Raw genomic sequence first — 23499 nt, 5'->3', positions numbered from 1 at the left:
ATATAAATAATATTTAGAAAAACTGATTGTATTTGAAAATATATCTTTAAAAAACTGAAACGAAGATTAACAAACTAAAGAGTTGTTCACTGTATATTTCGCATAACTTCTTGTAAAGGTCTAATTACAAAATTTCTTTCTTTGTAATTAGGATGAGGAATAGTTAGTTCTTCAGATTTATAGACGATGTTTTCGTATAGTATAATATCAATATCAATTATTCTGTCTTGATAATCTTGTTGTTTTATTCTTCCCATTTTTTTTTCTATTTTTTGTGAAATTTTCAGTAGTTCAATGGGTTTAAGATTTGTTTCTACTCTTACAACCATATTTAGAAATAAATTAGTAGATTGAAATCCAAATGGTTGAGTTTCGTAGACAGAAGAAATAGCCGAAAGACTGCCTATTTTTTTAGCTATAAGAGCAATCACTTTCAACAAATTTACTGCTTTGTTTCCCAAATTAGTTCCTAATGATAGATAAGTGGTCATTATATTATTAACATAGCGTCACCATAAGCTCCAAAACGATATTTTGCTTCAATAGCTTGTTTGTATACATCCATAATTAAATCGAATCCTACGAATGCTGCCACTTGTAGTAACATAGAAGAAAGTGGTAAATGAAAATTCGTAACTAGACTTGTTGAAATAGAAAAATTGTAAGGAGGAAAAATAAATTTATTTGTCCAACCAATGAAAGGTCTTAAATGTCCTTGAGAAGTTACTATATTTTCTTTATCTTCAATTGTTCGGAGTACAGATGTTCCAATTGCACAGATTTGTTTGTGATTTTGTATAGCTCTGTTGACTTTATTTACTGCTTCTGTACTGATTACGACCTGTTCAGATTCCGATTTGTGTTTAAATAAATCTTCTACATCAATACCTCGAAAATTTCCAAGCCCGGAATGGACAGTAATAAAAGTAAGCTCGCATCCTTTAAGTTCTAAACGTTTCATCAATTCGCGGCTGAAGTGTAACCCTGCTGCTGGAGCTACAACAGCTCCTTCATTCCTTGCATAAATTGTTTGATACCTCTCACGATCTTCTATAGTTGCTTTTCTTCCTAAATAATTAGGAATAGGCATTTCTCCCAAATTATATAATATTTTTTTGAATACTTTATAAGAACCATTTTGTAAGAAGCGCATAGTTCTCCCCCGAGATGTCGTGTTATCAATTATTTCTGATACAATCGAATCATTATTTTCATTTTTAAAATACAATTTATTTCCAATACGAATTTTACGAGCAGGGTCTACTAGAACATCCCAGATACGTTGTTTATCATCTAATTCCCTCAGTAAAAATACTTCTACTTTTGCTCCTGTTTTTTCTTTATTCCCATATAAACGTGCAGGAATAACAAAGGTGTCATTAAAAATGAAAGTATCTTTATTGTCAAAATATTGAATAATATTTTTAAAAGTTGTGTGTTCTATTTTTCCAGTTTTATGGTATACAATCATCAATTTTGATTCGTCTCTATTAGTTGTAGGAGATAAAGCAATCAATTCTTGAGGAAGATGAAATTTAAATTTTGAAAGTTTCATTTTGAGTTGTTAAGATACAAATATATTATCTAAATTTTCTATTTTCAGACAATCAAGTAGTGTTATATCACCTATTTTTGTTCGTATAAGTTTTGTTAAGTATGCACCAGAATGTACTGCAATCCCAATATCTCGAGTCAAAGCTCGTATATAGGTTCCCTTACTACAAACTATACGTATTTGTATTTCTCTCTGTTGATATGAGAGTAATTCTATTTTATTAATAATAATTGGTTTAGGTTTCAATTCTATTTTTTGATTTTTTCTTGCTAATTTGTACGCTCTGTTTCCATTAATCTTACATGATGAAAAGTTCGGTGGAACTTGTTCTATATTTCCAAGAAATTTTGTTAGTGTTTGTTCTACTAATTTTTTTGTAATATGAGATGTTTTGTAGGTTTTGTCTATCGGTGTTTCTAAATCAAAAGAAGGTGTTGTTGCTCCTACATGAATTATAGCGAAATATTCCTTAGTTTGATGTTGAAATTCTTCAATTTTTTTGGTTGCTTTCCCTGTACAAATAATCATTACTCCCGTTGCGAGTGGATCTAACGTTCCTGCATGTCCAACTTTTATTTTTTTTATTTTTAAAAATTTAGAGATTGCATATCTGACTTTATTTACTAAATCAAAAGATGTCCAATATGGAGGCTTATCTAAATATAGAGTTTCTCCTTTTTGAAAATTCATTATCGAAAAAATGTGTTTATTTTGGTTTTTTAAGAATAGCATAAATTATCAATCCATAGCCTGATATAATTATGATGGGAGCTATCAGAATTCTCCTTGAATTAAATATACTTGGATCAAATCCTGTTTTTTCTGAAGATTTTCCCCATGTACATATAATAAATCCGATCATTATTATTATTACGGAAATGGATATAAGTATAAAATTTTCTTTTCCAAATACTAATCGTTTTTTATTCATTTTATTATCTTACGAAGATTGTTTACACCAATGTCTATATATTTATTCACAGAAAAATAAGTAGTAATGAAAGAAATAAGGATTCCGAATATAAATACACTTCCAAATGTAATTAGCAAAGAATTTAAATTTAATCTATCTATGTATAGAAAATTACTTATTACATAATAAATTAAACAATATAGCAATCCGCATGCTATAGCTGATGCAATCATTCCAATAAAAATACTTGATATTATAAATGGTTTGTAAATATTTCTTCTTTTCACTCCAATTAGTTGCATGGTACGAATGAGAAATCGCTTGGAATATACTGTCAATCGGATAGTGTTATTGATGAGAGTAAAAGAAATAAGGAATAATACAACGGTGACACTTAAAAGAATAAATCCTATTTTAGAAATGTTATTAGTCATTTTTTTTAATGTTTCTTCTCGATATTCTATTGTTTTAATGTTATTGGAATATTTTTTAAGATAATTTTTTATAACTTGCAAACTATCAAGATTAGCATATTGTCGTTTTAAACGAATAACAATTAAATCAGGTAATGGATTAAACCCCAAAAAATCCTCAGGATTTTCTTCTAATTCTGCTGCTAATTGTTTAATTGCTTTTTCTTTTGACAAAAAAATAGACGACTTAACAAAAAGAGATTTATCCAATGCGTCTTGTACGTATTGGATTTCTTTTTTATTTGTGTTGTCTTGTAAAACAATATCAAAAGACAAGCTTTCTTTTATAGAATTGGATATATTATCTGTAAATAAAGATAAAAAAACAACTAAGCCTAATAAAAAAAGTACTAATGACACACTGATTGTAGTCATAACTTTAGAATTTATAAATACGCTAGATTTATTACTTTTTCTCATTTGTAAATTTTATTCTTGAACGGTATAAATACTTGCATTGAAATTTCAACCGTGAATATAAAGATTATTTGTAAAAATTTTGAATTGTTTTGATTTTTTGATTAGAAGTTTATTTATATTTTTTTTGATTTTAAAGTCAAAAAAGATACATTTGATATCTTAAATATTCTTAAAATTGCCCGAGTGGTGAAATTGGTAGACACGCCACTTTGAGGGGGTGGTGCCTATTGTTGGTGTATGGGTTCAAATCCCGTCTCGGGTACTTTCTGTTTACTGAGGTTGCTAAAGTTAATGTCAAAATATTTATGCTGTTGCATCTAAAAATGTTACCTTGTCTAATATATGATGGTGTATTGAATAGTGATTCTTGAGAAATGCGTCATAGTTGGTATAACCATAAATTTTGGACTCATGAGGTTTATTCTTAATTTAAACATGAAATTGAATTCACTGTTAATTTTGAGTTATGTTAAATATGTCAAATAATGGTGATGTTTTGTAAAATACTTTATAAAAAGATAATTTAAAATATGGAAAATATATACTAAATAGAGTATCATAATTATAATTTTTCCTGGTTAAAATACAAGAGTTATTTTGTTAATTTGTGATTTAAGGGGTATCTCAAGGTTGATTTTATTAGAGATATCTTGTATATTCAGAAATATATTGCTAAATTTGATCATGGCGAAAAAGTTAGGAGCTAAGAATAGTTTGTAATACTTAATTTTTAACTTTGCCCGTGTAGCTCAGTGGTAGAGCACTTCCTTGGTAAGGAAGAGGTCCCGGGTTCAAGTCTCGGCACTGGCTCGAGATAGTGGTGTTTTTTGTATTATTAGAATAATGTAACAGTTGAATTATGGCAAAAGAAAAATTTAATCGGTCAAAACCACATGTTAATATTGGAACAATTGGTCATGTAGATCATGGTAAAACAACTTTAACCGCTGCTATTACTGCGGTTTTGGCAAAAAAAGGTCTGTCAGAATTAAAATCGTTTGATCAAATTGATAATGCTCCTGAAGAAAAGGAAAGGGGTATTACCATTAATACTGCTCATGTAGAATATGAGACAGAGACTCGTCATTATGCCCATGTAGATTGTCCTGGTCATGCCGACTATGTTAAAAACATGGTAACGGGGGCAGCTCAAATGGATGGTGCCATCATTGTAGTTGCTGCAACAGATGGTCCTATGCCTCAAACTCGTGAACACATTCTTTTAGCTCGTCAAGTAAATGTTCCGAAGTTAGTTGTTTTTATGAATAAAGTGGATATTGTGGATGATCCTGAAATGTTAGAACTGGTCGAAATGGAAATGCGAGAATTACTTGATTTTTATCAATTTGATGGAACGAATACTCCGATAGTACAGGGTTCTGCTTTGGGTGGATTAAATGGAGATCCAAAATGGGAAGCAAAAATTATGGAATTGATGGATGCTGTAGATAATTGGATACCATTACCTCTGCGTGATATTGATAAGCCGTTTCTTATGCCAATTGAGGATGTATTTTCTATTACAGGTCGTGGTACCGTTGCTACAGGTCGTATTGAAACGGGTGTTATTAGGACAGGAGAGGAAGTTCAAATTATTGGTTTGGGTGCTAATGGAAAAAAGTCGGTAGTTACAGGAGTGGAAATGTTTCGTAAAATTTTAGATGAAGGTCAAGCAGGAGATAATGTAGGGTTATTACTTCGTGGCGTAGATAAGGATGAGGTAAAGCGAGGTATGGTTATTACTCATCCAAATAAAGTAACCCCTCATACTAAAGTAAAAGCTGAAGTATATATTTTGAAAAAAGAAGAAGGTGGGCGTCATACCCCATTTCATAATAAGTATCGTCCTCAATTTTATATTCGTACCTTAGATGTAACAGGCGAAATTACCCTTCCGGAAGATACTGAAATGGTAATGCCTGGAGATAATGTTACAATAGTTATCGAACTAATTTATCCTGTAGCGTGTAACGAAGGACTTCGATTTGCTATCCGTGAGGGAGGTCATACTGTAGGTGCAGGGCAGATTATTGAAATTATAGAGTAAAACAAAAAAGCTGTAAATTGTTCATTAATAACCTCACTTAAATAAATTTGTATTTCTGTATTTTTTTCTTATAATTTAAGATGATACGGGGCTAGCTCAGTTGGTAGAGCATCGGTCTCCAAAACCGATTGTCGGGAGTTCGAATCTCTCGTCCCGTGCCTTCGTGAATCCAATGAGGTGGTATGAAAAAGATAATTTATAGCATAGTTAGTAATATGAGAGAGGGTTATGGAGATCTTATATATAAAGTTTCCTGGCCTACAAAGCAAGAGTTATCAAATAATGTGGTTGTTGTTATAATTGTTTCTCTGGTTATGGCATTAATAGTTTTTGTAATTGATTTTAGCTTTGAGAGTGTTGTAACGTTTTTTTATAATACAATGAAATAGTGAGTTGATTGTCGTTGTTGTACAAGTTGAAAGGTAGGTGAAATGATGTCAGAAATAGAGAAGAAGTTCTATGTTTTACGAGCTATTGGTGGTAAGGAGAATAAGGTAAAGGAGTATCTTGAAGCAGAAATTAGAAAAGATAATAATTTAAAAAATCATATTTCGCGAGTTATTGTCCCTACAGAAAAAGTAGTTCGAAGCATTCGTGGAAAAAATTGTAAGAAAGAGCGTATGTTTCTTCCTGGATATGTTGTTATTGAAGCTGTGTTGGAGAATGAAATAATACACCTTATAAAAAATATTAATTTTGTATCTGGGCTTCTGGGAGGAGATAATCCTATACCTTTGCGTCCTACTGAAGTAGATAGAATCTTGGGACAAATAGACAAAATGCAACACCAAACAGAAGAGTTTGAAGTGAATTATGTTATAGGAGAAACTGTTAAAATTACTTTTGGTCCTTTTACTGGTTTCTATGGTGAAATAGAGGAGATTTATTCTGAAAAGAAAAGACTCAAAGTGATGGTTAAGATTTTTGGACGAAAAAATCCTATCGAATTGGGATATTTGCAAGTAGAAAAGGGGTAGTTTCTGTTTTTTTGAATCTAAGGAGATTATAATCATGTTAGTTTGGCATATCTTAAAAGATTTTAAAATTATTTGATTTATATGTTTAATAGTATTTTAATTCTAAGTTGTTGTAATAATGTTGGAAAATGGCAAAAGAAGTTGCTGGAAAATTAAGATTGCAAATTAAAGGAGGGGCAGCGAATCCTTCTCCTCCAATTGGGCCTTCGTTAGGATCCAAAGGTATTAATATTATGGAATTTTGTAAACAGTTTAACGCAAAAACTCAAGATAAAATAGGGAAAGTATTGCCTGTTATCGTTACTTACTATGTTGATAAATCTTTTGATTTTATCATAAAAAATCCTCCGGTCACCATTCAGTTATTAGATGTAATTAATTTAAAAAATGGTTCTGCAGAGCCGAACCGTAAGAAAATAGGCGAAATTACTTGGGATCAAGTAAAAGTTATTGCAAAAAATAAAATGGCAGATTTAAATTGTTTTTCTGTTGAATCTGCTATAAAAATGGTTATAGGTACAGCAAGGAGTATGGGTATAATTGTGATAAGGGACTCTGAGTAATTAAATTTCAATAGAAATTTTATGGGTAGACTTACAAAAAATCAGAAATTAATTTTAAGTAAAATTGAATTAGAGAAAGTGTACACTCTTAAAGAAGCATCTGTTGTCATTAAGGAAATCACTACTACAATATTTGATGCTTCTGTAGATATGGATATTTGTTTAGGTATTGATCCTCGTAAAGCTAGTCAGATAGTAAGGGGTGCTGTTTCATTACCGTATGGTACAGGAAAACAAATTAAAGTTCTTGCTTTAGTTACTCCTGATCAAGAAATTTTTGCAAAAAATGCAGGAGCCGATTATGTTGGGCTTGATAAATATATCGAAAAGATTAAAAATGGATGGACAGATGTTGACGTAATTATTACTCATCCTTCTGTTATGGGAAGGATCGGCCTTTTAGGTAAGATATTGGGTCCACGAGGTTTAATGCCTAATCCTAGAAGTGGTACAGTTTCCACTGATGTAGGTACTGCTGTGAAAGAAGTGAAACAAGGGAAAATTAATTTTAAGATAGATAAAGGAGGTGTTGTCCATACTTCTATTGGTAAAGTGTCGTTTACTTCTGATCAAATTTATGGCAATGCTAAAGAATTAGTGTTTGCTTTGATCAAAGCAAAACCTGCTACTGTAAAGGGTGTTTATATTAAAAGCATTTATCTTTCAAGTACGATGAGTCCAAGTCTTAAAATTGATCTTAAATCAGTAGATGAGAAATTAAAAATGGATTATGAGAAAGGAAGATAAAGTTACCGTTATTAAACAAATAACTACTTTCATAGGTGAGTATACGAATTTTTATTTAACCAACGTTGCTATGTTGAATGCATTAGCTACAAATAATTTAAGGAGGGATTGCAATAAACAAGAAATTAAACTGATTGTTGTAAAAAATACTTTGCTTAGGAAAGCATTGGAACAAATAAAAGGAGATTTTTCTGAATTAAGTATTGTATTGAAAGGAAGTACAGCAATTATGTTTTCTAATAGTGACAATAAGCCTGCAAAATTGATAAAAAAATTTTCTGATGGAGAAAGTCTTAAGTTGAAAGCAGCTTATGTTCAGGAAAAATTCTATTTTGGAACTAAACACTTAGATTTACTTGTTTGTATCAAAAGTAAAAATGAGCTTATTGGTGATATTGTTTCCCTATTGCAGTCGTCTGGTAAAAAAATTGTTTCAACTCTTAATTTCGGAGAACAAACTATTCATGGAATTTTGAAAGCTCTTTTGAAAAAATTATAAGAGTAATTCTTAAATATTTTAAATAAAAAAATTAAAAATTATATATTATGGCAGATTTGAAAGCTTTTGCTGAACAATTAGTAAATTTGACTATAAAAGAAGTAAATGAACTTGCTGAAATTCTTAAAACTCAGTATGGTATTGAGCCAACTACATCTATTGCAGTTTCTTCGGGTGTACCGTCTTCTGGTAATGTTGAGATAAAAGAGGAAAAAAAATCTTTTGATTTAATTCTTAAGAAAGCTGGAGCTAGTAAGTTGGCAATTGTTAAGTTAGTTAAAGAATTGACAGGACTTGGGTTGAAGGAAGCAAAAGATATTGTTGATAGTGCACCTGCTCCATTGAAAGAGGGTATTGCAAAAGAAGAAGCTGAATCATTAAAAAAATCTTTAGAAGAAGCTGGAGCAGAAGTTGATATTAAATAACAAACCAGCTATTTTTTTTTTGAATTATCAAAATAACTATCATTTTACTGTTTATTATTACTTTCTGTAAATGAAAAATAATCAAAGAATTAGTTTTAGTTCGATAAAAAATCCTGCTGAGTATCCAGATTTTTTAGAAATACAATTAAAGTCATTTCAAGATTTCCTCCAATTAGATACTCCTTTGGAAAAAAGGAAAAATGAAGGATTGTACAAAGTGTTTAAAGAAAATTTTCCTATCACGGATGTTCGTAATAGTTTTGTACTTGATTTTTTAGATTATTATGTTGATTCTCCTCGTTATTCTGTTGAAGAATGTATAGAGAAAGGTGTGACTTATAGTGTTCCTTTAAAAGCTCGATTGAAGCTGTATTGTATGGATAGTGATCATGAGGATTTTGATACTGTTATTCAAGATGTTTATTTAGGTGCAATCCCTTATATGACTAGAAAAGGAACTTTTGTTATTAATGGAGCAGAACGTGTTGTAGTTTCTCAATTACATCGTTCTTCTGGTGTATTCTTCGGACAAAGCTTACACTCTAATGGAACAAAATTATACTCAGCACGTATTATTCCTGCTAAAGGTTCATGGATTGAATTCGCAACTGACATAAATAATGTAATGTACGCTTATATTGATCGTAGAAAAAAATTACCTATCACAACACTTTTAAGAGCTATTGGCTTTGGAAGTGATAAAGATATACTAAATATATTTGGTATAGCAGAAGAAATCACTGCAGATGTAGATAACTTGAAGAAAGTGATTGGGAGGAAATTAGCTGCTCGTGTTTTAAAAGTATGGGTGGAAGATTTTGTAGATGAGGAAACAGGGGAAGTAGTCTCTATCGAACGAAATGAAGTTATTTTAGACCGTGAGATGATATTAGAAAGAAACCATATAGATAAAGTTATAGAATGCGGAACTAAGGTTATTTTGTTGCATCGTGAAGAAAAAAATCTTTCTGACCATACGATAGTATATAATACTTTATTAAAAGATCCGAGTAATTCAGAACAGGATGCTATAATGTATATTTATCGCCAACTTCGTAATATGGATCCTACTGATGATATTAGTGCTAGAGAAACAATTCAAAACTTATTTTTTTCAAATAAAAGGTATGATCTAGGTGAAGTAGGACGCTATTGTATTAATAAAAAATTAAATTTATCAGTTCCTGTAAATGTAAAAGTTCTTACAAAAGAAGATATTAGCGAAATTGTTAAGTATTTAATTGAGCTAGCTAATTCAAAAGCTGATGTGGATGATATTGATCATTTGAGTAATAGACGTGTTCGTACTGTTGGTGAGCAATTGTCCAATCAATTTAGTATTGCTTTGAGTCGTATGGCTCGTACTGTTCGTGAACGTATGAATGTACGAGATAATGAAGTATTTACTCCGATTGATTTAATTAATTCGAAAACTATTTTTTCTGTTATAAATACATTTTTTGGAACAAATGCTTTATCACAATTTATGGATCAAACCAATACATTAGCAGAAATTACACATAAACGACGTATGTCAGCTTTAGGTCCTGGTGGTTTGTCTCGTGAACGTGCTGGGTTTGAAGTGCGAGATGTGCATTATACGCATTATGGGCGTTTGTGCCCGATTGAAACCCCAGAGGGTCCAAATATTGGGTTAATTTCTTCTCTTTGTGTGTATGCGAAAATTGGGAATATGGGTTTTATTGAAACTCCTTATCGTAAGGTGAATAATTCAAAGGTTGATCTTTCCCCTAAAGGGGTTGTTTATTTAGCAGCGGAAGAAGAGGAGGGGAAAATTATTGCACAGGGAAATGATTTAGTAAATGATGATGGAACATTTATTAATGATCGCATCAAGGCTCGTAAAGATGCAGATTACCCAATAGTAGTTCCAAGAGAGGTTGAATTAATGGATATATCTCCGACACAAATTGCTTCTATTGCAGCTGCTTTGATTCCTTTTTTAGAACATAATGATGCTAATCGTGCATTAATGGGTTCCAATATGATGAGACAGGCAGTTCCATTACTAACTTCTGAAGTTCCGATTGTAGGAACGGGGTTAGAAGGGAGAGTGTTAAGTGACTCCCGTACGCAAATTGTTGCTAAAAATGCAGGAGAGGTAATATTTGTTGATGCAACAAGAATTGATATTAGATATGATCGAACAGAGGAAGAAGAATTTGTTAGTTTTGAATCAGCAGTGAAAGCTTATTCTATTCCTAAATTTAGAAAGACAAATCAAAATACTTCAATGGATTTACGTCCTATTGTTAGAAAAGGTGATAGAGTAGAAAAGGGGCAAATTTTGACTGAAGGCTATGCTAGCGAAAACGGAGAACTGGCATTAGGAAAGAATTTGAAGGTAGCATTTATGCCTTGGAAGGGATATAATTTTGAGGATGCTATAGTAATTAGTGAAAGAGTGGTACGTGAAGATATTTTTACTTCTATCCATATAGATGAATATACACTAGAAGTACGTGAAACTAAGCGTGGGGCAGAAGAATTAACCGGTGATATTCCTAACGTAGGAGAAGAAGCAATGAGAAACTTGGATGAGAATGGCATTATTCGTGTAGGTGCAAAAGTAGAACCAGGTGATATATTGATTGGTAAGGTTACTCCTAAGGGGGAATCTGACCCTTCACCGGAAGAAAAACTTCTTCGAGCTATCTTTGGAGAAAAGGCAGGAGATGTAAAGGATGCTTCGTTAAAAGCTCCTTCCTCATTAAATGGGGTTGTCATTGAAACACATCTTTTTTCTAAAGCTCTTAAAAGAGGTAAATCAAGAAAAGATACTAAATCGGCTCTCATTCAACTGAATGAAGAATACAAGATAAAAATAAACGAACTTAAATCTGTTTTAGTTAAAAGGCTTTTGTATTTAATTGGGGATAAAATCTCACAGGGAGTGAAAGATTCTATGGGAGTAGAACTGATTTCGAAAGGTACTAAATTTTCTGAAGAAAAATTAAAAAAAATTGATTATACTTCTGTTCAAATTTCTAAATGGACAGTTGATTATCAAAGAAATAATGTAATTAGTAACTTAATTATTAATTATGTAAAAAAGTATAAGAAACTTGATGCCGAATTGAAACGGAAAGAATTTAATTATGTAATTGGTGATGAATTACCTTCTGGGGTTCTTCAGATGGCAAAAGTATATATTGCTAAAAAACGCAAGTTACAAGTTGGCGATAAAATGGCTGGTCGTCATGGAAATAAGGGAATTGTTTCTCGTATTGTGCGAGATGAAGATATGCCTTTTTTAGAGGATGGAACAGTTGTTGATATCGTTTTAAATCCATTGGGTGTTCCTTCTCGTATGAATTTAGGTCAAATTTTTGAAACTGTATTAGGCTGGTCTGGTGAAAAATTGAATATAAGATTTGCAACACCTATTTTTGATGGTGCTTCATTGAAGGATTTAAATAAATGGACAGACAAGGCTGGGCTTCCTCCTTATGGTAAAACGTATCTTTACGATGGAGGAACAGGAGAATGTTTCGATCAACCGGCAACTGTTGGAGTTATTTATATGCTAAAATTAGGACATATGGTAGATGACAAAATGCATGCTCGTTCTGTTGGTCCGTATTCTTTAATTACTCAACAACCTTTGGGTGGAAAGGCACAATTGGGTGGACAGCGTTTCGGAGAGATGGAAGTTTGGGCACTTGAGGCATTTGGGGCTTCTTTTATTTTGCAAGAAATACTCACTATTAAATCTGATGATGTGATGGGGCGCGAAAAGGCCTATGAGGCAATTGTAAAAGGTACTCCTATACCAACTCCTGGTATTCCTGAATCGTTGAATGTGTTACTGTATGAGATGCGAGGGCTAGCATTAAATATTACTTTAGGATGAGTTGAGTTTTGATTTTTCCAAAGAAAAATTTGTTTGTCTTTACTTTTTTATAAAATACATATGGCTTTGAGAAAAGAGAATAAGGTGAAAGGTTTTACTAAAATATCTATTAGTTTGGCATCTTCTGACGATATATTAGCACAATCTAGTGGTGAAGTGTTGAAGTCAGAAACCATTAATTATCGTACCTATAAACCTGAACGTGACGGACTGTTCTGCGAACGTATTTTTGGTCCAGTAAAAGATTATGAATGTCATTGCGGTAAATATAAACGTATTCGCTATAAAGGTGTTGTATGTGACCGTTGTGGAGTAGAAATAACCGAAAAAAAAGTGCGTCGAGAACGAATGGGACATATTCAATTAGTTGTTCCTGTGGTTCACGTTTGGTATTTTCGTTCATTACCAAATAAAATAGGTTATTTGCTAGGATTGCCTTCTAAGAAATTGGATACAATCATTTACTATGAACGTTTTGTAGTAATCCAGCCGGGGATTACAGATAAGAAAATTTATGATTTGCTTTCTGAGGAGGAATATCTAGAAATTTTAGATAGTCTTCCACCAGGAAATCAGCGATTAGATAATAGTGATTCAGATAAATTTATTGCTAAAATGGGAGGAGAGGCTGTTTATGACCTTTTGTCTCGTTTAGAGTTGGATTCTCTTTCTTATGAATTGCGACATAAAGCTGATAATGATACATCACAGCAAAGGAAAGCCGATGCGTTAAAACGTTTACAAGTAGTTGAATCTTTTCGTTCTTCTAAAAAGAAGAATCGTCCGGAATGGATGGTTATAAAAGTAATCCCAGTAATTCCGCCTGAATTGCGACCTTTAATTCCATTAGATGGAGGGCGTTTTGCTGCTTCTGATGTAAATGATCTATATCGTAGAGTAATTATTCGTAACAACCGTTTGAAACGGTTAATTGATATCAAAGCCCCTGATGTTATTTTAAGAAATGAAAAACGTATGTTGCAAGAAGCAGTAGATTCATTATTCGATAATTCACGTAAATCAAGTGCAGTTAAAACTGATGCCAATCGTTTATTAAAGTCATTATCTGATAGTTTGAAGGGTAAGCAAGGGCGTTTTCGCCAAAATTTACTAGGTAAGCGTGTGGATTATTCTGCTCGTTCAGTAATTGTTGTTGGCCCTGAATTAAAAATGCATGAATGTGGATTACCTAAAGGTATAGCTTCTGAACTTTATAAACCATTTATTATCCGTAAATTGATGGATCGTGGTACTGTTAAAACAGTAAAATCTGCAAAAAAACTTGTAGATAGAGGAGATCCAATTATTTGGGACATATTAGAGTATGTAATGAAAGGGCATCCTGTGCTATTAAATCGTGCTCCGACTTTACATCGTTTGGGTATTCAGGCATTTCAACCTAAATTAATAGAAGGTAAAGCTATTCAATTGCATCCGCTTGCTTGTACAGCTTTCAATGCCGATTTTGATGGAGATCAGATGGCTGTCCATCTCCCTTTGGGAAATGAAGCCATTTTAGAGGCACAAATGTTAATGTTGGCCTCTCATAATATATTAAATCCAGCTAATGGTGCTCCTATTACCATTCCTTCCCAGGATATGGTTTTGGGGTTATTTTATATTACAAAAATATGTAAAGGTGTTAAGGGAGAAGGTTTGAAGTTCTACGGGACAGAAGAGGCAATAATTGCTTATAATGAACGAAAAGTAGATATTCATGCTTTTGTTAAAGTTCGTGTAGATGATGTAGATGAAAAAGGAAATTTTATTAATCATATAGTTGATACTTCTGTAGGTCGCGTAATAGTGAATGAGTTTGTACCAAAAAATGTAGGCTTTGTCAATGAAGAATTATCTAAAAAATCCCTAAAAAATGTTATTGGTAATGTAATTAAAGTTTGTGGTGTGGCTCGTACTGCTCAATTCCTTGATGATATTAAAAATTTGGGGTATACAATGGCTTTTAAAGGATGTTTATCTTTTAATTTAGATAACATTATTGTTCCAAAAGAAAAAGAAATATTTGTACAGAAGGGTTATGAAGAAATAGAGGAAATTTTGACTAACTACAATATGGGGATAATTACTTATAATGAACGTTATAATCAAATTATTGATACGTGGACACATGTTAATTCCCGATTATCTGATGCTTTAATAAAGCAATTACAAGAAGATGGCCAGGGATTTAATCCTGTCTTTATGATGTTAGAATCTGGAGCTCGTGGTAGTAAAGAACAAATTCGTCAATTATCTGGCATGCGTGGTTTGATGGCAAAGCCACAAAAAAGTGGGACAGAAGGTGGTCAGATTATTGAAAATCCAATTCTCTCTAATTTTAAAGAGGGATTATCTGTGTTGGAGTATTTTATCTCTACTCATGGAGCACGTAAAGGTTTAGCAGATACGGCTTTGAAAACAGCAGATGCAGGATATTTGACTCGTCGTTTGGTAGATGTATCTCATAATGTAACCATTACTGAAGAAGATTGTGGGACATTGAGAGGTTTGATTACAACTGAATTGAAAAAAAATGAAGATGTAATAGTTTCTCTTTATGAACGTATTTTGGGTCGTGTTTCTGTGCATGATATTCAACATCCGGTGACTGAGGAAATAATCGTTTATGCAGGGGAACAAATAACAGAGGACAGAGCATTAACTATTCAAAATTCAGCTATAGAATATGTTGAAATACGTTCTGTTTTAACTTGTGAGTCTAAAATAGGCGTTTGTTCGAAATGCTACGGACGTAATTTAGCTACTGGTCGTATGGTTCAAATTGGAGAAGCAGTAGGAGTTATTGCTGCTCAATCCATTGGAGAACCTGGTACACAATTAACTTTACGTACATTCCATGTGGGTGGTATTGCATCCAATGTTGTTACAGAAAGCAGTGTAATTACTAAATACGATGGAATTGTAGAGATAGATGAACTTCGTACAGTAGAAATTGTTGACGAGATGACTAACAATTATTTCATAGTTGTTAGTCGTCTCGCTGAAATGCGCATTGTTGATATTCGAACGAAGGTTATTTTAGCGACATATAATATTCCTTATGCTGCTAAATTATTTTTCAAAGATAAAGATGAGGTTAGAAAAGGAGATTTACTTTTTGAATGGGATGCTTTCAATGCAAGTATTATATCAGAGGTAGCTGGTAGATTTCATTTGGAAAACGTAAGTGAAAATATTACATATAGTAATGAATATGATGAACAGACTGGGTTAAAGGAAAAAGTTATTATAGAGTCTCGTGACAAAATGAAAATTCCCGTTGCTCATATTTTAAATGAAAATGGTGAGATAAAAAAAACATATAATTTACCTTTGGGAGCCCATATCACGAAAGAGGAAGGAGATATAATACAAGTAGGAGAAGTGGTCGTTAAGATTCCTCGTATTGTTGGTAAAACAGGCGATATTACGGGAGGACTTCCTCGTGTGACAGAGTTATTTGAAGCCCGCAATCCGTCCAGTCCTGCTGTTGTGTCTGAAATTGATGGTGAGATTTCCTTTGGAAAAATTAAACGAGGAAATCGTGAGGTAATAGTAACTTCTAAAAGTGGGGATTCTAGAACTTATCTTGTTTCATTGTCCAAGCAAATTCTTGTTCAAGAAAGTGATTATATTCGTGCCGGAATGCGATTGTCTGATGGAATTATTGCTCCATCGGATATTTTGTCAATTAATGGGCTAACAGCTGTACAGGAATATATTGTAAATGAAATTCAAGATGTATATCGTCTGCAAGGGGTAAAAATTAATGATAAACATTTTGAAGTAATAGTTCGTCAAATGATGCGTAAAGTTGAAGTTATAGAAGCTGGTGATACACAATTTGTAACCAAGCAATTAGTGGATAAAGATGAAGTAAGTGAAGAAAATGATCGTATTTGGAATAAAAAAGTTGTTACAGATGTAGGAGACTCTTCTACTGTAGAATTGGGACAGATAATAACAGTTCGTAAGCTTCGTGATGAAAATTCTATTTTAAAGAGGAGAGACCTAAAATTAGTAGAAACGCGAGATACTGTCCCAGCTACAGTGATGCAGATTTTACAAGGAATTACACGAGCTTCTTTGCAAACATCTAGTTTTGTTTCAGCTGCTTCTTTTCAAGAAACAGCTAAAGTACTAAATGAAGCTGCCATTAAGGGTAAAGTAGATAAATTGATAGGTATGAAAGAAAATGTAATTTGTGGTCGGCTAGTTCCTGCAGGTACTGGATTAAAGGAGTATAATAGAATTGTAGTAGAAGAAAAGACTACGAAAGAACTTGAAAGAATGTAATTTTCTGTTTCGATTTGAGAGATGTATTAATAGAAAAGATTGATCGATATATTCATAAAAATGATTTATTGCCGCAATATTCAACAAAGATTATTGTAGGAGTAAGTGGAGGTGTCGATTCTTCTGTTTTGCTTTATATTTTGTGTCAATTGGGCTATGATTGCCAAGTAGCTCATTGTAATTTTCATTTAAGAGGTAAGGAATCATTGAGGGATGAAAGATATGCTGCTTCATTGGCTTCTTCTATGAATGTAGTTTTTTTAAAAAAAGACTTTAATACGCAATGTATCGCTAAACAAAGCAATATTTCTATAGAAATGGCAGCACGATACTTGCGTTATGAATGGTTCGAGTATTTGAGACAAGAACAAAATGCTGAAGTTATTGCTGTAGGTCATCATAGGGGAGATAATATAGAAACTTTATTTTTGAATTTGATACGTGGAACCGGTATTAGAGGATTGAGTGGTATTAGATCAAAAAATGGAAAGATAATTCGTCCATTATTGGATATTAAAAAGCAAGAGTTATTGCAATTTGCTAAGAAAAATCAAATAATTTATGTAACTGATTCAAGTAATTTAGAAGAAAACCATACACGAAATAAAATCCGTTTCAAATTGTTTCCATTATTACGAACACTAAATCCATCTATTGAACAAGTATTACTTCGTACAATAGAAAATTTGTCAGAAGTTGTAAAAATTTATGATGCTCATGTTGAAAAAATGAAAAATAAAGTATTTAATTCAAACGTAGGAATAATAAATATTCCTTCTCTGAAGGAATCCCCTTCTCCAGAATCAATATTATTTGAAATTTTAAAAACTTATGGATTCAATCGTAATGTTATATGCAATGTTGCACGTGCAGTGAAAGGTTTATCTGGCAAAAAATTTTGTGCATCGCAATATACATTAATAAAAGACAGAAAGCAGTTTTTGCTTATTCCCAGTAAAGAAAATAAAGAAAATAAAATTTATGAAATAGCTGAAAGTGCTCTAAAAATAACGGAACCATTATCAATAAGAATATCTTATGAAGATACAAGGAATAATTTTCAAATAAAATGTGATTCTAATACTGCTTTTTTTGATAAAAAAAAATTAAGATTCCCCTTACAATTGAGAAAATGGGAAAAAGGAGATAGATTTATTCCTTTTGGAATGCAAAATTTTCAAAAGGTAAGTGATTATTTTAATAATAACAAAATTGGTAAATTAGAAAAGAAAAAAATATGGTTACTTTGTTCAGGAAATGATATAATTTGGATTGTTGGTAAACGAGTAGATAATCGTTTTAAGATAAATCCTTCAACTAGAAGAGCAATTATTTTTGAATATTTGGGATAGTAATCATAAAAAACCAATGGGACGATTTATATTTTAATGTTAGGTAAATAACATATTATATATGTTGTATACTTACATATTTCATAATTACTTTTATGCAGTATTATAATATTTTGCAGCTTCAGGAAATGGATCGAGACAATTTACTTCTCTTAGCAAGAGAACTTGGGTTAAAGAAAATTAATAAATTAGAGGAAAGTGAACTTATTTATCAAATTTTAGATCAGCAAGCTCTTATAGCAGCGAAGAAAACCAATTCATCCGAGAAAAAGCGAGGACGTCCGAGAAAATTTCAAGCTGAAGTGGTAGAAGATGTTGAATCGAAACAATCAAAAAATAATACGACAATAAATAAGCTAGAATTAGTGGATATAAACAATGAACAAAAAGAATTTAATAAGAACTCTTCTGATATAAAGTCTAATTCTAGATTAGACTCAAAAAATGAAAATACGTCAATAATTGTACCAAAACGAGGAAAAGAAAGGCAATTTGGAAAGAGGCAAGAGCAACACATCCAAAAGGCATATGAAAATAAGAAAGAAAACAAAAAAAATGAAATAAAACAGGTTTTATCTTGTTTAGAAAAAAATCATCTACCTATAAAGGACAATCTAACCCAAGTTCAGATACAAAATGCTAATGTTAATCAGATCAATAATAATATGTCTTCTGATTTAGAGGGGATACTACAAAGTTCAGGAGTATTAGATGTTAGTCAAGAAGGTTATGGTTTTTTGCGTTCAGCAGATTACAACTATTTTCCATCGCCAGATGATATATACCTTTCATCAGGACAAATTCGGTTATTTGGATTAAAAACAGGAGATATAGTATCAGGGCCTGTTCGTCCACCTAGAGAGGGAGAAAAATTTTTTGCACTGGTTAAAGTAGAATTAATTAATGGGTTATGTCCTGAAAAAGTTCGAGATCGTTTGCCGTTTGACCATCTTGTTCCTTTATTTCCGGAAGAAAAGTTTAATTTGACTCGAAGTTTAAGCCCAAAAATTACAGATAAACTTTCGTCTCGTGTAGTGGATTTGTTTACTCCAATAGGTAAAGGACAGCGTGGGCTTATAGTGGCACAACCTAAAACAGGAAAAACTATTCTTTTAAAAAATATTGCTAATTCCATTGCATGGAACTATCCAGAAGTTTATATGATTGTGTTGTTAATTGATGAACGTCCTGAAGAAGTTACTGATATGCAGCGTAGTGTGGATGCTGAAGTTATTGCTTCTACATTTGATGAGCCAGCAGAACGTCATGTAAGAATTGCAGAAATTATTTTGAATAAAGCTAAAAGAATGGTAGAATGTAGACATGATGTAGTTATTTTGTTAGATTCTATTACTCGTTTAGCACGAGCATATAATACGATACAACCAGCTTCTGGGAAAGTATTATCTGGTGGTGTAGATGCCAATGCTCTGCAAAGGCCTAAACGTTTTTTTGGTGCTGCCCGTAAAATTGAAAATGGCGGTTCGTTAACAATTATTGCTACTGCACTAACAGAAACTGGATCCAAAATGGATGATGTAATTTTTGAGGAGTTTAAAGGAACAGGTAATATGGAATTGCAATTAGATCGTAAACTATCTAATAAACGTATCTATCCTGCAGTAGATATTGTAGCCTCTAGCACTCGCCGTGACGACTTGTTACAAGATAGTGATACCGTCAATCGCATGTGGATTTTGCGTAAATATCTATCAGATATGAATAGCATGGAAGCTATGGAATTTGTAAAAGGAAAAATGGAAAACACATTAAACAACAAAGAATTTTTACATTCTATGAATGAGTAATATAAATATATTATTACAATTTATCTTTTTAGTTTAGATATATTTATTTATCACATTCTTTCAAGTACATTGATTCCTAATAATTTAAGACTCGTCTTAATAATTTTCCCTATATTATAAGACAAAATTAAACGGAATTTTTGTACATCCTCGTTTTTTTCTTTTAGTATTGAGTAATCATGATAAAATTGATTATACTCTTTAGCTATGTAAAAAGTATAATTAGCGATTATAGCTGGATTGAAGTTATCAGAGGCTTCTTGAACGATTGTTGGAAAGTCTAATAGTAATTGAATAATATTTTTTTCTTTTTCATTAAGAGAAATATTTTTCGATACGAGTTTAATATGCTGTATTTTAATACTTGATTTTCTCAAAATAGACTGAATCCGTGCGTAAGTGTATTGAATAAATGGCCCGGTATTACCATTAAAATCTATAGATTCTTTCGGATTAAATATCATGTTTTTATGCGGATCTACTTTTAATATAAAATACTTTAAAGCTCCTAATCCTACAGTTTCGTATACTTCAGGGACTTCTTTACTATTATATTTATCTAATTTTCCTAGTTTATTAGAGATTTTTTTTGCAGTTTGTATCATTTCTTTAATCAGATCGTCTGCGTCTACAATCGTACCTTCACGAGATTTCATTTTTCCTTCCGGAAGTTCAACCATCCCATAAGAAAAATGTACTAAATTTCTACCAAATTTAAATCCCAATTTTTCTAATAGTAGAGAAAGTACTTGAAAATGATAGTTCTGTTCGTTACCTACCACATAAACCATTTTGTTGATGGCATAATCATCAAATCGTAATTTTGCTGTTCCAATATCTTGAGTTATATAGACAGAGGTTCCATCAGCACGGAGTAATAGTTTTTCGTCTAATCCATTAGAAGTTAAGTCTGCCCATATTGAACCGTCTTCTTTTTTGTAGAAAATACCTTTTTTTAGACCTTCTAATACTTTCCTTTTCCCTTCTATATAGGTTTGAGATTCATAGTAAATTTTATCAAAATAAACACCTAACTTTTTGTAGGTTTCTTCAAATCCAACATATACCCAATTATTCATTGTCTTCCATAAGTGTATCGTCTCCTGATCTTTTATTTCCCATTTTCGTAGCATTTCACGAGCTTCCAGCATTAGCAATGATTTTTTTTCTGCTTCTTTCGAAGTTAATCCGGAAGCTTCCATTGTTAATATTTCTTTTTGATATTCTTGGTTAAATTTAACGTAATAATTTCCAACGAAATGATCACCTTTTTCCCCAGAAGAATTCGGAGTTTTCCCATTTCCCCATTTTTTCCAAGCTAACATAGATTTGCAAATATGAATTCCTCGATCATTGATGATATTTGTTTTTACTACCCGATTACCAGTTGCTTTTAATAGTTTAGAAATGCTATAACCTAGTAAATTATTGCGTATATGGCCTAAGTGAAGCGGTTTGTTAGTATTAGGAGAGGAGTACTCTACCATTACTAATGGAGCGTCAACTGTAATTTCTTTCATACCATAATTTACTATTCTATGGATAGTATTTAACATGTTAATCCAATATATTGATGCAATCGTAAGATTTAAAAATCCTTTGATTGCATTATATTCAGTAATAATAGGTTGATTTTTAAGTAAGTATTCTCCAATTTCTGTAGATGTTTGTTCTATATTTTTTTTTGACGTTTTTAATAAAGGAAAAACAATTAAGGTTAAATTTCCTTTGAATTCTTTTTTTGTTTTTTGTAATTGTATCAAGTATTTTGGAATTCTTGAAGAATATAAACAGCTTAAATCTTTTTGAATTAATTCTTGAATATTCATAATTATAAAAAAATATTTTAACCAAATAGGAAAAATGTCTTGTTTCTTTATTACATGCAGAGTATACAGGGTATAGTTATTTATTTTTAAAATAATTTTGTTATCAGGAGGATAAGGATTATTTAGTAACGCCTAATTAATAAGCGATAGATTATTTGAGTATGTAAGTTTTTTTGTAATTATATGAATTAATTGAAATTTAAAAAATAGATCCTAAATAGTAGAAATAAGTATTATAGTAATAATAGTAATGCAATTACAGAGGTAAAATATATTTTTTTGCTGGAAATTGTCATTATCAGTATTCGTAGTATTTATTAAAGTAAATTTAGAATTTTTAAAGATTTTTTTTAATTCAATAATAAAGCTTCAATATCATTCATTGTTAAATGAAATCGTTTATTACTGTTTAAATTATTTTGAATAACTTTACAAGCATGTAATACTGTAGCAGTATTGCGATTCCCTATTTGTCTACCAATAAGAGAATAAGAAAAATCCGTATGTTTTTTTGACAAAAACATTGCTATTTGACGAACTTGTGCAATCTCACGCCTGCGAGATTTGGATTGGATTTGTTCAATATTTATCTTGAAGTAAGAACTTACTATACCTAGAATTTTTTCCAATGTGATTCGTTTTTTCTTTTTCTGAACAATTTTGTTCATGACTCTTTGGACTGATTGTAAATTTATCTTACAATTATCAGCTAGTGAGTATGCAATGAGCGAAGTAACAATTCCTTCCAAATCCCTTGCATTTTCTGGTGCATTTTCTACAATATAATTAATGATATTTTCAGAAATATCTAACCCGCTTTGTTCTATTCTGTAATCAAGAATTTTTTTTCTTAATTCCAGATCTGGTTTTTGTAATTCTAAAGTTAACCCCCATTTGAGTCGACTAGTAAGACGTTCTTCCAATCCTGTTATCTCCGAAGGAATCTTATCTGCCGTTAAAATAAGTTGCCTTCCTAACTGATGAAGATGATTGAAAATATGAAAATATGATTGTAAAGTTTTTTCTTTACCTGCTAACTCATGAATATCATCCAATATTAAAATATCTATTTTTTGATAAAAATGAATGAATTCATTAGGCTCATGTTTTCGTGTAGCATCTGTAAATTGAATTTGAAATAAATGAGCAGGAATATAAAGTGTTTTCTTTTGAGGAAAGAGTTCTACTGTTCTGTTTCCGATAGCGTGACATAAATGTGTTTTCCCTACTCCCGCTCCTCCGTAAATAAAACAAGGATTAAAATCTTTTCCAGGTTCTTGAACAATTTTTTGTGCAATAGCGTATACTATTTTGTTACTATCACTTTCAAAAAAATTGTGAAATGTTTGACGATCATTTAGATTGGAGTTCCAATCTTTAATTAATATTAATTGCTGTTTTTTTTTTAAAAATGTAGAACAATCACTTGGTAATGATGTGGTGTATTTATCATTTTTTCGATTAAAACTATTATCCAAAACAATTTGGTAATTTAGAATTATTTGTTCCCCTGTTACTTGAAAAAGGGCTTGAAGGATAAGTTTAGCATACTTTTCTTCCAAATATTCATAAAAAAACTGACTTGGAGTTTGAATCGTAAAACGATTATTCTCGTATTTTAACGGAACAATAGGTGAAAACCAAGTGTGAAAAGTATTTTTTGTAATACTATCCTCTATTATCTTCAAACATTGATTCCATATTTTGACATGTAGATTCAT

General features: G+C 31.6%; 18 protein-coding genes and 3 tRNA genes. 14 read left to right on the top strand and 7 right to left on the bottom strand.

The genetic code is table 11. The features are described 5' to 3' along the window. Positions 1 to 86: 86 nt before the first annotated feature. Genes folK through ACZ5QM_RS00085 form a run of 5 tightly spaced genes read right to left on the bottom strand, consistent with a single transcriptional unit; the run spans position 87 to position 3316 of the window. Positions 87 to 491, bottom strand: a complete 405-nt coding sequence (gene folK, locus ACZ5QM_RS00105; protein ID WP_464182802.1) for a 2-amino-4-hydroxy-6-hydroxymethyldihydropteridine diphosphokinase — start codon at positions 489 to 491, stop codon at positions 87 to 89. Continuing rightward, positions 491 to 1555: a tRNA preQ1(34) S-adenosylmethionine ribosyltransferase-isomerase QueA gene (gene queA / locus ACZ5QM_RS00100; RefSeq protein WP_464182801.1), complete on the bottom strand. Its 1065-nt coding sequence runs from the start codon at positions 1553 to 1555 to the stop codon at positions 491 to 493. Before queA ends, folK begins: the two co-directional genes overlap by 1 nt. 9 nt (positions 1556 to 1564) lie before the next feature. Beyond that, complete coding sequence (truB, locus tag ACZ5QM_RS00095) at positions 1565 to 2245, bottom strand: tRNA pseudouridine(55) synthase TruB (RefSeq protein WP_464182799.1); 681 nt, start codon at positions 2243 to 2245, stop codon at positions 1565 to 1567. 16 nt (positions 2246 to 2261) lie between these two features. After that, complete coding sequence (locus ACZ5QM_RS00090) at positions 2262 to 2486, bottom strand: DUF3098 domain-containing protein (protein ID WP_464182797.1); 225 nt, start codon at positions 2484 to 2486, stop codon at positions 2262 to 2264. After that, on the bottom strand, positions 2483 to 3316 hold the full coding sequence (locus ACZ5QM_RS00085; RefSeq protein WP_464203014.1) for a cell division protein FtsX: 834 nt from the start codon (positions 3314 to 3316) through the stop codon (positions 2483 to 2485). Before ACZ5QM_RS00085 ends, ACZ5QM_RS00090 begins: the two co-directional genes overlap by 4 nt. Before the next feature lie 222 nt (positions 3317 to 3538). Between ACZ5QM_RS00085 and ACZ5QM_RS00080 the strand changes: the two genes are divergently transcribed. The 14 genes from ACZ5QM_RS00080 (at position 3539) to rho (ending at position 19949) form a co-directional block, all read left to right on the top strand. Then, positions 3539 to 3623: transfer RNA gene (locus ACZ5QM_RS00080), tRNA-Leu, on the top strand. Between the two features lie 476 nt (positions 3624 to 4099). Continuing rightward, positions 4100 to 4171 (top strand) — tRNA-Thr (locus ACZ5QM_RS00075). 49 nt (positions 4172 to 4220) lie between these two features. Beyond that, the gene (gene tuf / locus ACZ5QM_RS00070; protein WP_464182795.1) at positions 4221 to 5408 is read left to right on the top strand and encodes an elongation factor Tu; all 1188 of its coding nucleotides are present in this window, start codon (positions 4221 to 4223) and stop codon (positions 5406 to 5408) included. An 85-nt stretch (positions 5409 to 5493) separates the two neighbouring features. Continuing rightward, positions 5494 to 5566: transfer RNA gene (locus tag ACZ5QM_RS00065), tRNA-Trp, on the top strand. Between the two features lie 24 nt (positions 5567 to 5590). Beyond that, positions 5591 to 5797 carry a preprotein translocase subunit SecE gene (gene secE / locus ACZ5QM_RS00060; protein ID WP_464182794.1) on the top strand — a complete coding sequence of 69 codons (207 nt, stop codon included), beginning with the start codon at positions 5591 to 5593 and terminating at the stop codon, positions 5795 to 5797. 45 nt (positions 5798 to 5842) lie between these two features. Next, entirely contained in the window at positions 5843 to 6385 is a 543-nt protein-coding gene (gene nusG, locus ACZ5QM_RS00055) for a transcription termination/antitermination protein NusG (protein WP_464183336.1), read from the top strand. A gap of 128 nt (positions 6386 to 6513) precedes the next feature. Further along, positions 6514 to 6948, top strand: a complete 435-nt coding sequence (gene rplK, locus ACZ5QM_RS00050) for a 50S ribosomal protein L11 (protein ID WP_464182793.1) — start codon at positions 6514 to 6516, stop codon at positions 6946 to 6948. 21 nt (positions 6949 to 6969) lie between these two features. Then, positions 6970 to 7695: a 50S ribosomal protein L1 gene (rplA, locus tag ACZ5QM_RS00045; protein ID WP_464182792.1), complete on the top strand. Its 726-nt coding sequence runs from the start codon at positions 6970 to 6972 to the stop codon at positions 7693 to 7695. After that, positions 7679 to 8194 (top strand): 50S ribosomal protein L10, encoded by a 516-nt coding sequence (gene rplJ / locus ACZ5QM_RS00040; protein WP_464203013.1) that lies wholly within the window; start codon positions 7679 to 7681, stop codon positions 8192 to 8194. Before rplA ends, rplJ begins: the two co-directional genes overlap by 17 nt. Positions 8195 to 8241: 47 nt before the next feature. Next, positions 8242 to 8619: a 50S ribosomal protein L7/L12 gene (gene rplL / locus ACZ5QM_RS00035; protein ID WP_464182790.1), complete on the top strand. Its 378-nt coding sequence runs from the start codon at positions 8242 to 8244 to the stop codon at positions 8617 to 8619. Positions 8620 to 8689: 70 nt separating this feature from the next. Continuing rightward, complete coding sequence (rpoB, locus tag ACZ5QM_RS00030) at positions 8690 to 12493, top strand: DNA-directed RNA polymerase subunit beta (RefSeq protein ID WP_464182789.1); 3804 nt, start codon at positions 8690 to 8692, stop codon at positions 12491 to 12493. A gap of 60 nt (positions 12494 to 12553) precedes the next feature. Continuing rightward, positions 12554 to 16789: a DNA-directed RNA polymerase subunit beta' gene (gene rpoC / locus ACZ5QM_RS00025; RefSeq protein ID WP_464182787.1), complete on the top strand. Its 4236-nt coding sequence runs from the start codon at positions 12554 to 12556 to the stop codon at positions 16787 to 16789. 14 nt (positions 16790 to 16803) lie between these two features. Continuing rightward, on the top strand, positions 16804 to 18141 hold the full coding sequence (gene tilS / locus ACZ5QM_RS00020; RefSeq protein ID WP_464182786.1) for a tRNA lysidine(34) synthetase TilS: 1338 nt from the start codon (positions 16804 to 16806) through the stop codon (positions 18139 to 18141). Positions 18142 to 18236: 95 nt separating this feature from the next. Next, complete coding sequence (rho, locus tag ACZ5QM_RS00015; RefSeq protein WP_464182785.1) at positions 18237 to 19949, top strand: transcription termination factor Rho; 1713 nt, start codon at positions 18237 to 18239, stop codon at positions 19947 to 19949. Positions 19950 to 19999: 50 nt separating this feature from the next. Here rho and argS read toward each other — a convergent pair whose 3' ends face one another. Both argS and dnaA read right to left on the bottom strand, forming a co-directional pair. After that, positions 20000 to 21778 (bottom strand): arginine--tRNA ligase, encoded by a 1779-nt coding sequence (gene argS / locus ACZ5QM_RS00010; protein WP_464182783.1) that lies wholly within the window; start codon positions 21776 to 21778, stop codon positions 20000 to 20002. Between the two features lie 350 nt (positions 21779 to 22128). Then, entirely contained in the window at positions 22129 to 23499 is a 1371-nt protein-coding gene (gene dnaA / locus ACZ5QM_RS00005; protein WP_464182781.1) for a chromosomal replication initiator protein DnaA, read from the bottom strand.

It is taken from the genome of Azobacteroides sp. (SeqCode), assembly GCF_055395615.1.
This window is presented reverse-complemented; position numbering and strand designations above follow the sequence as displayed.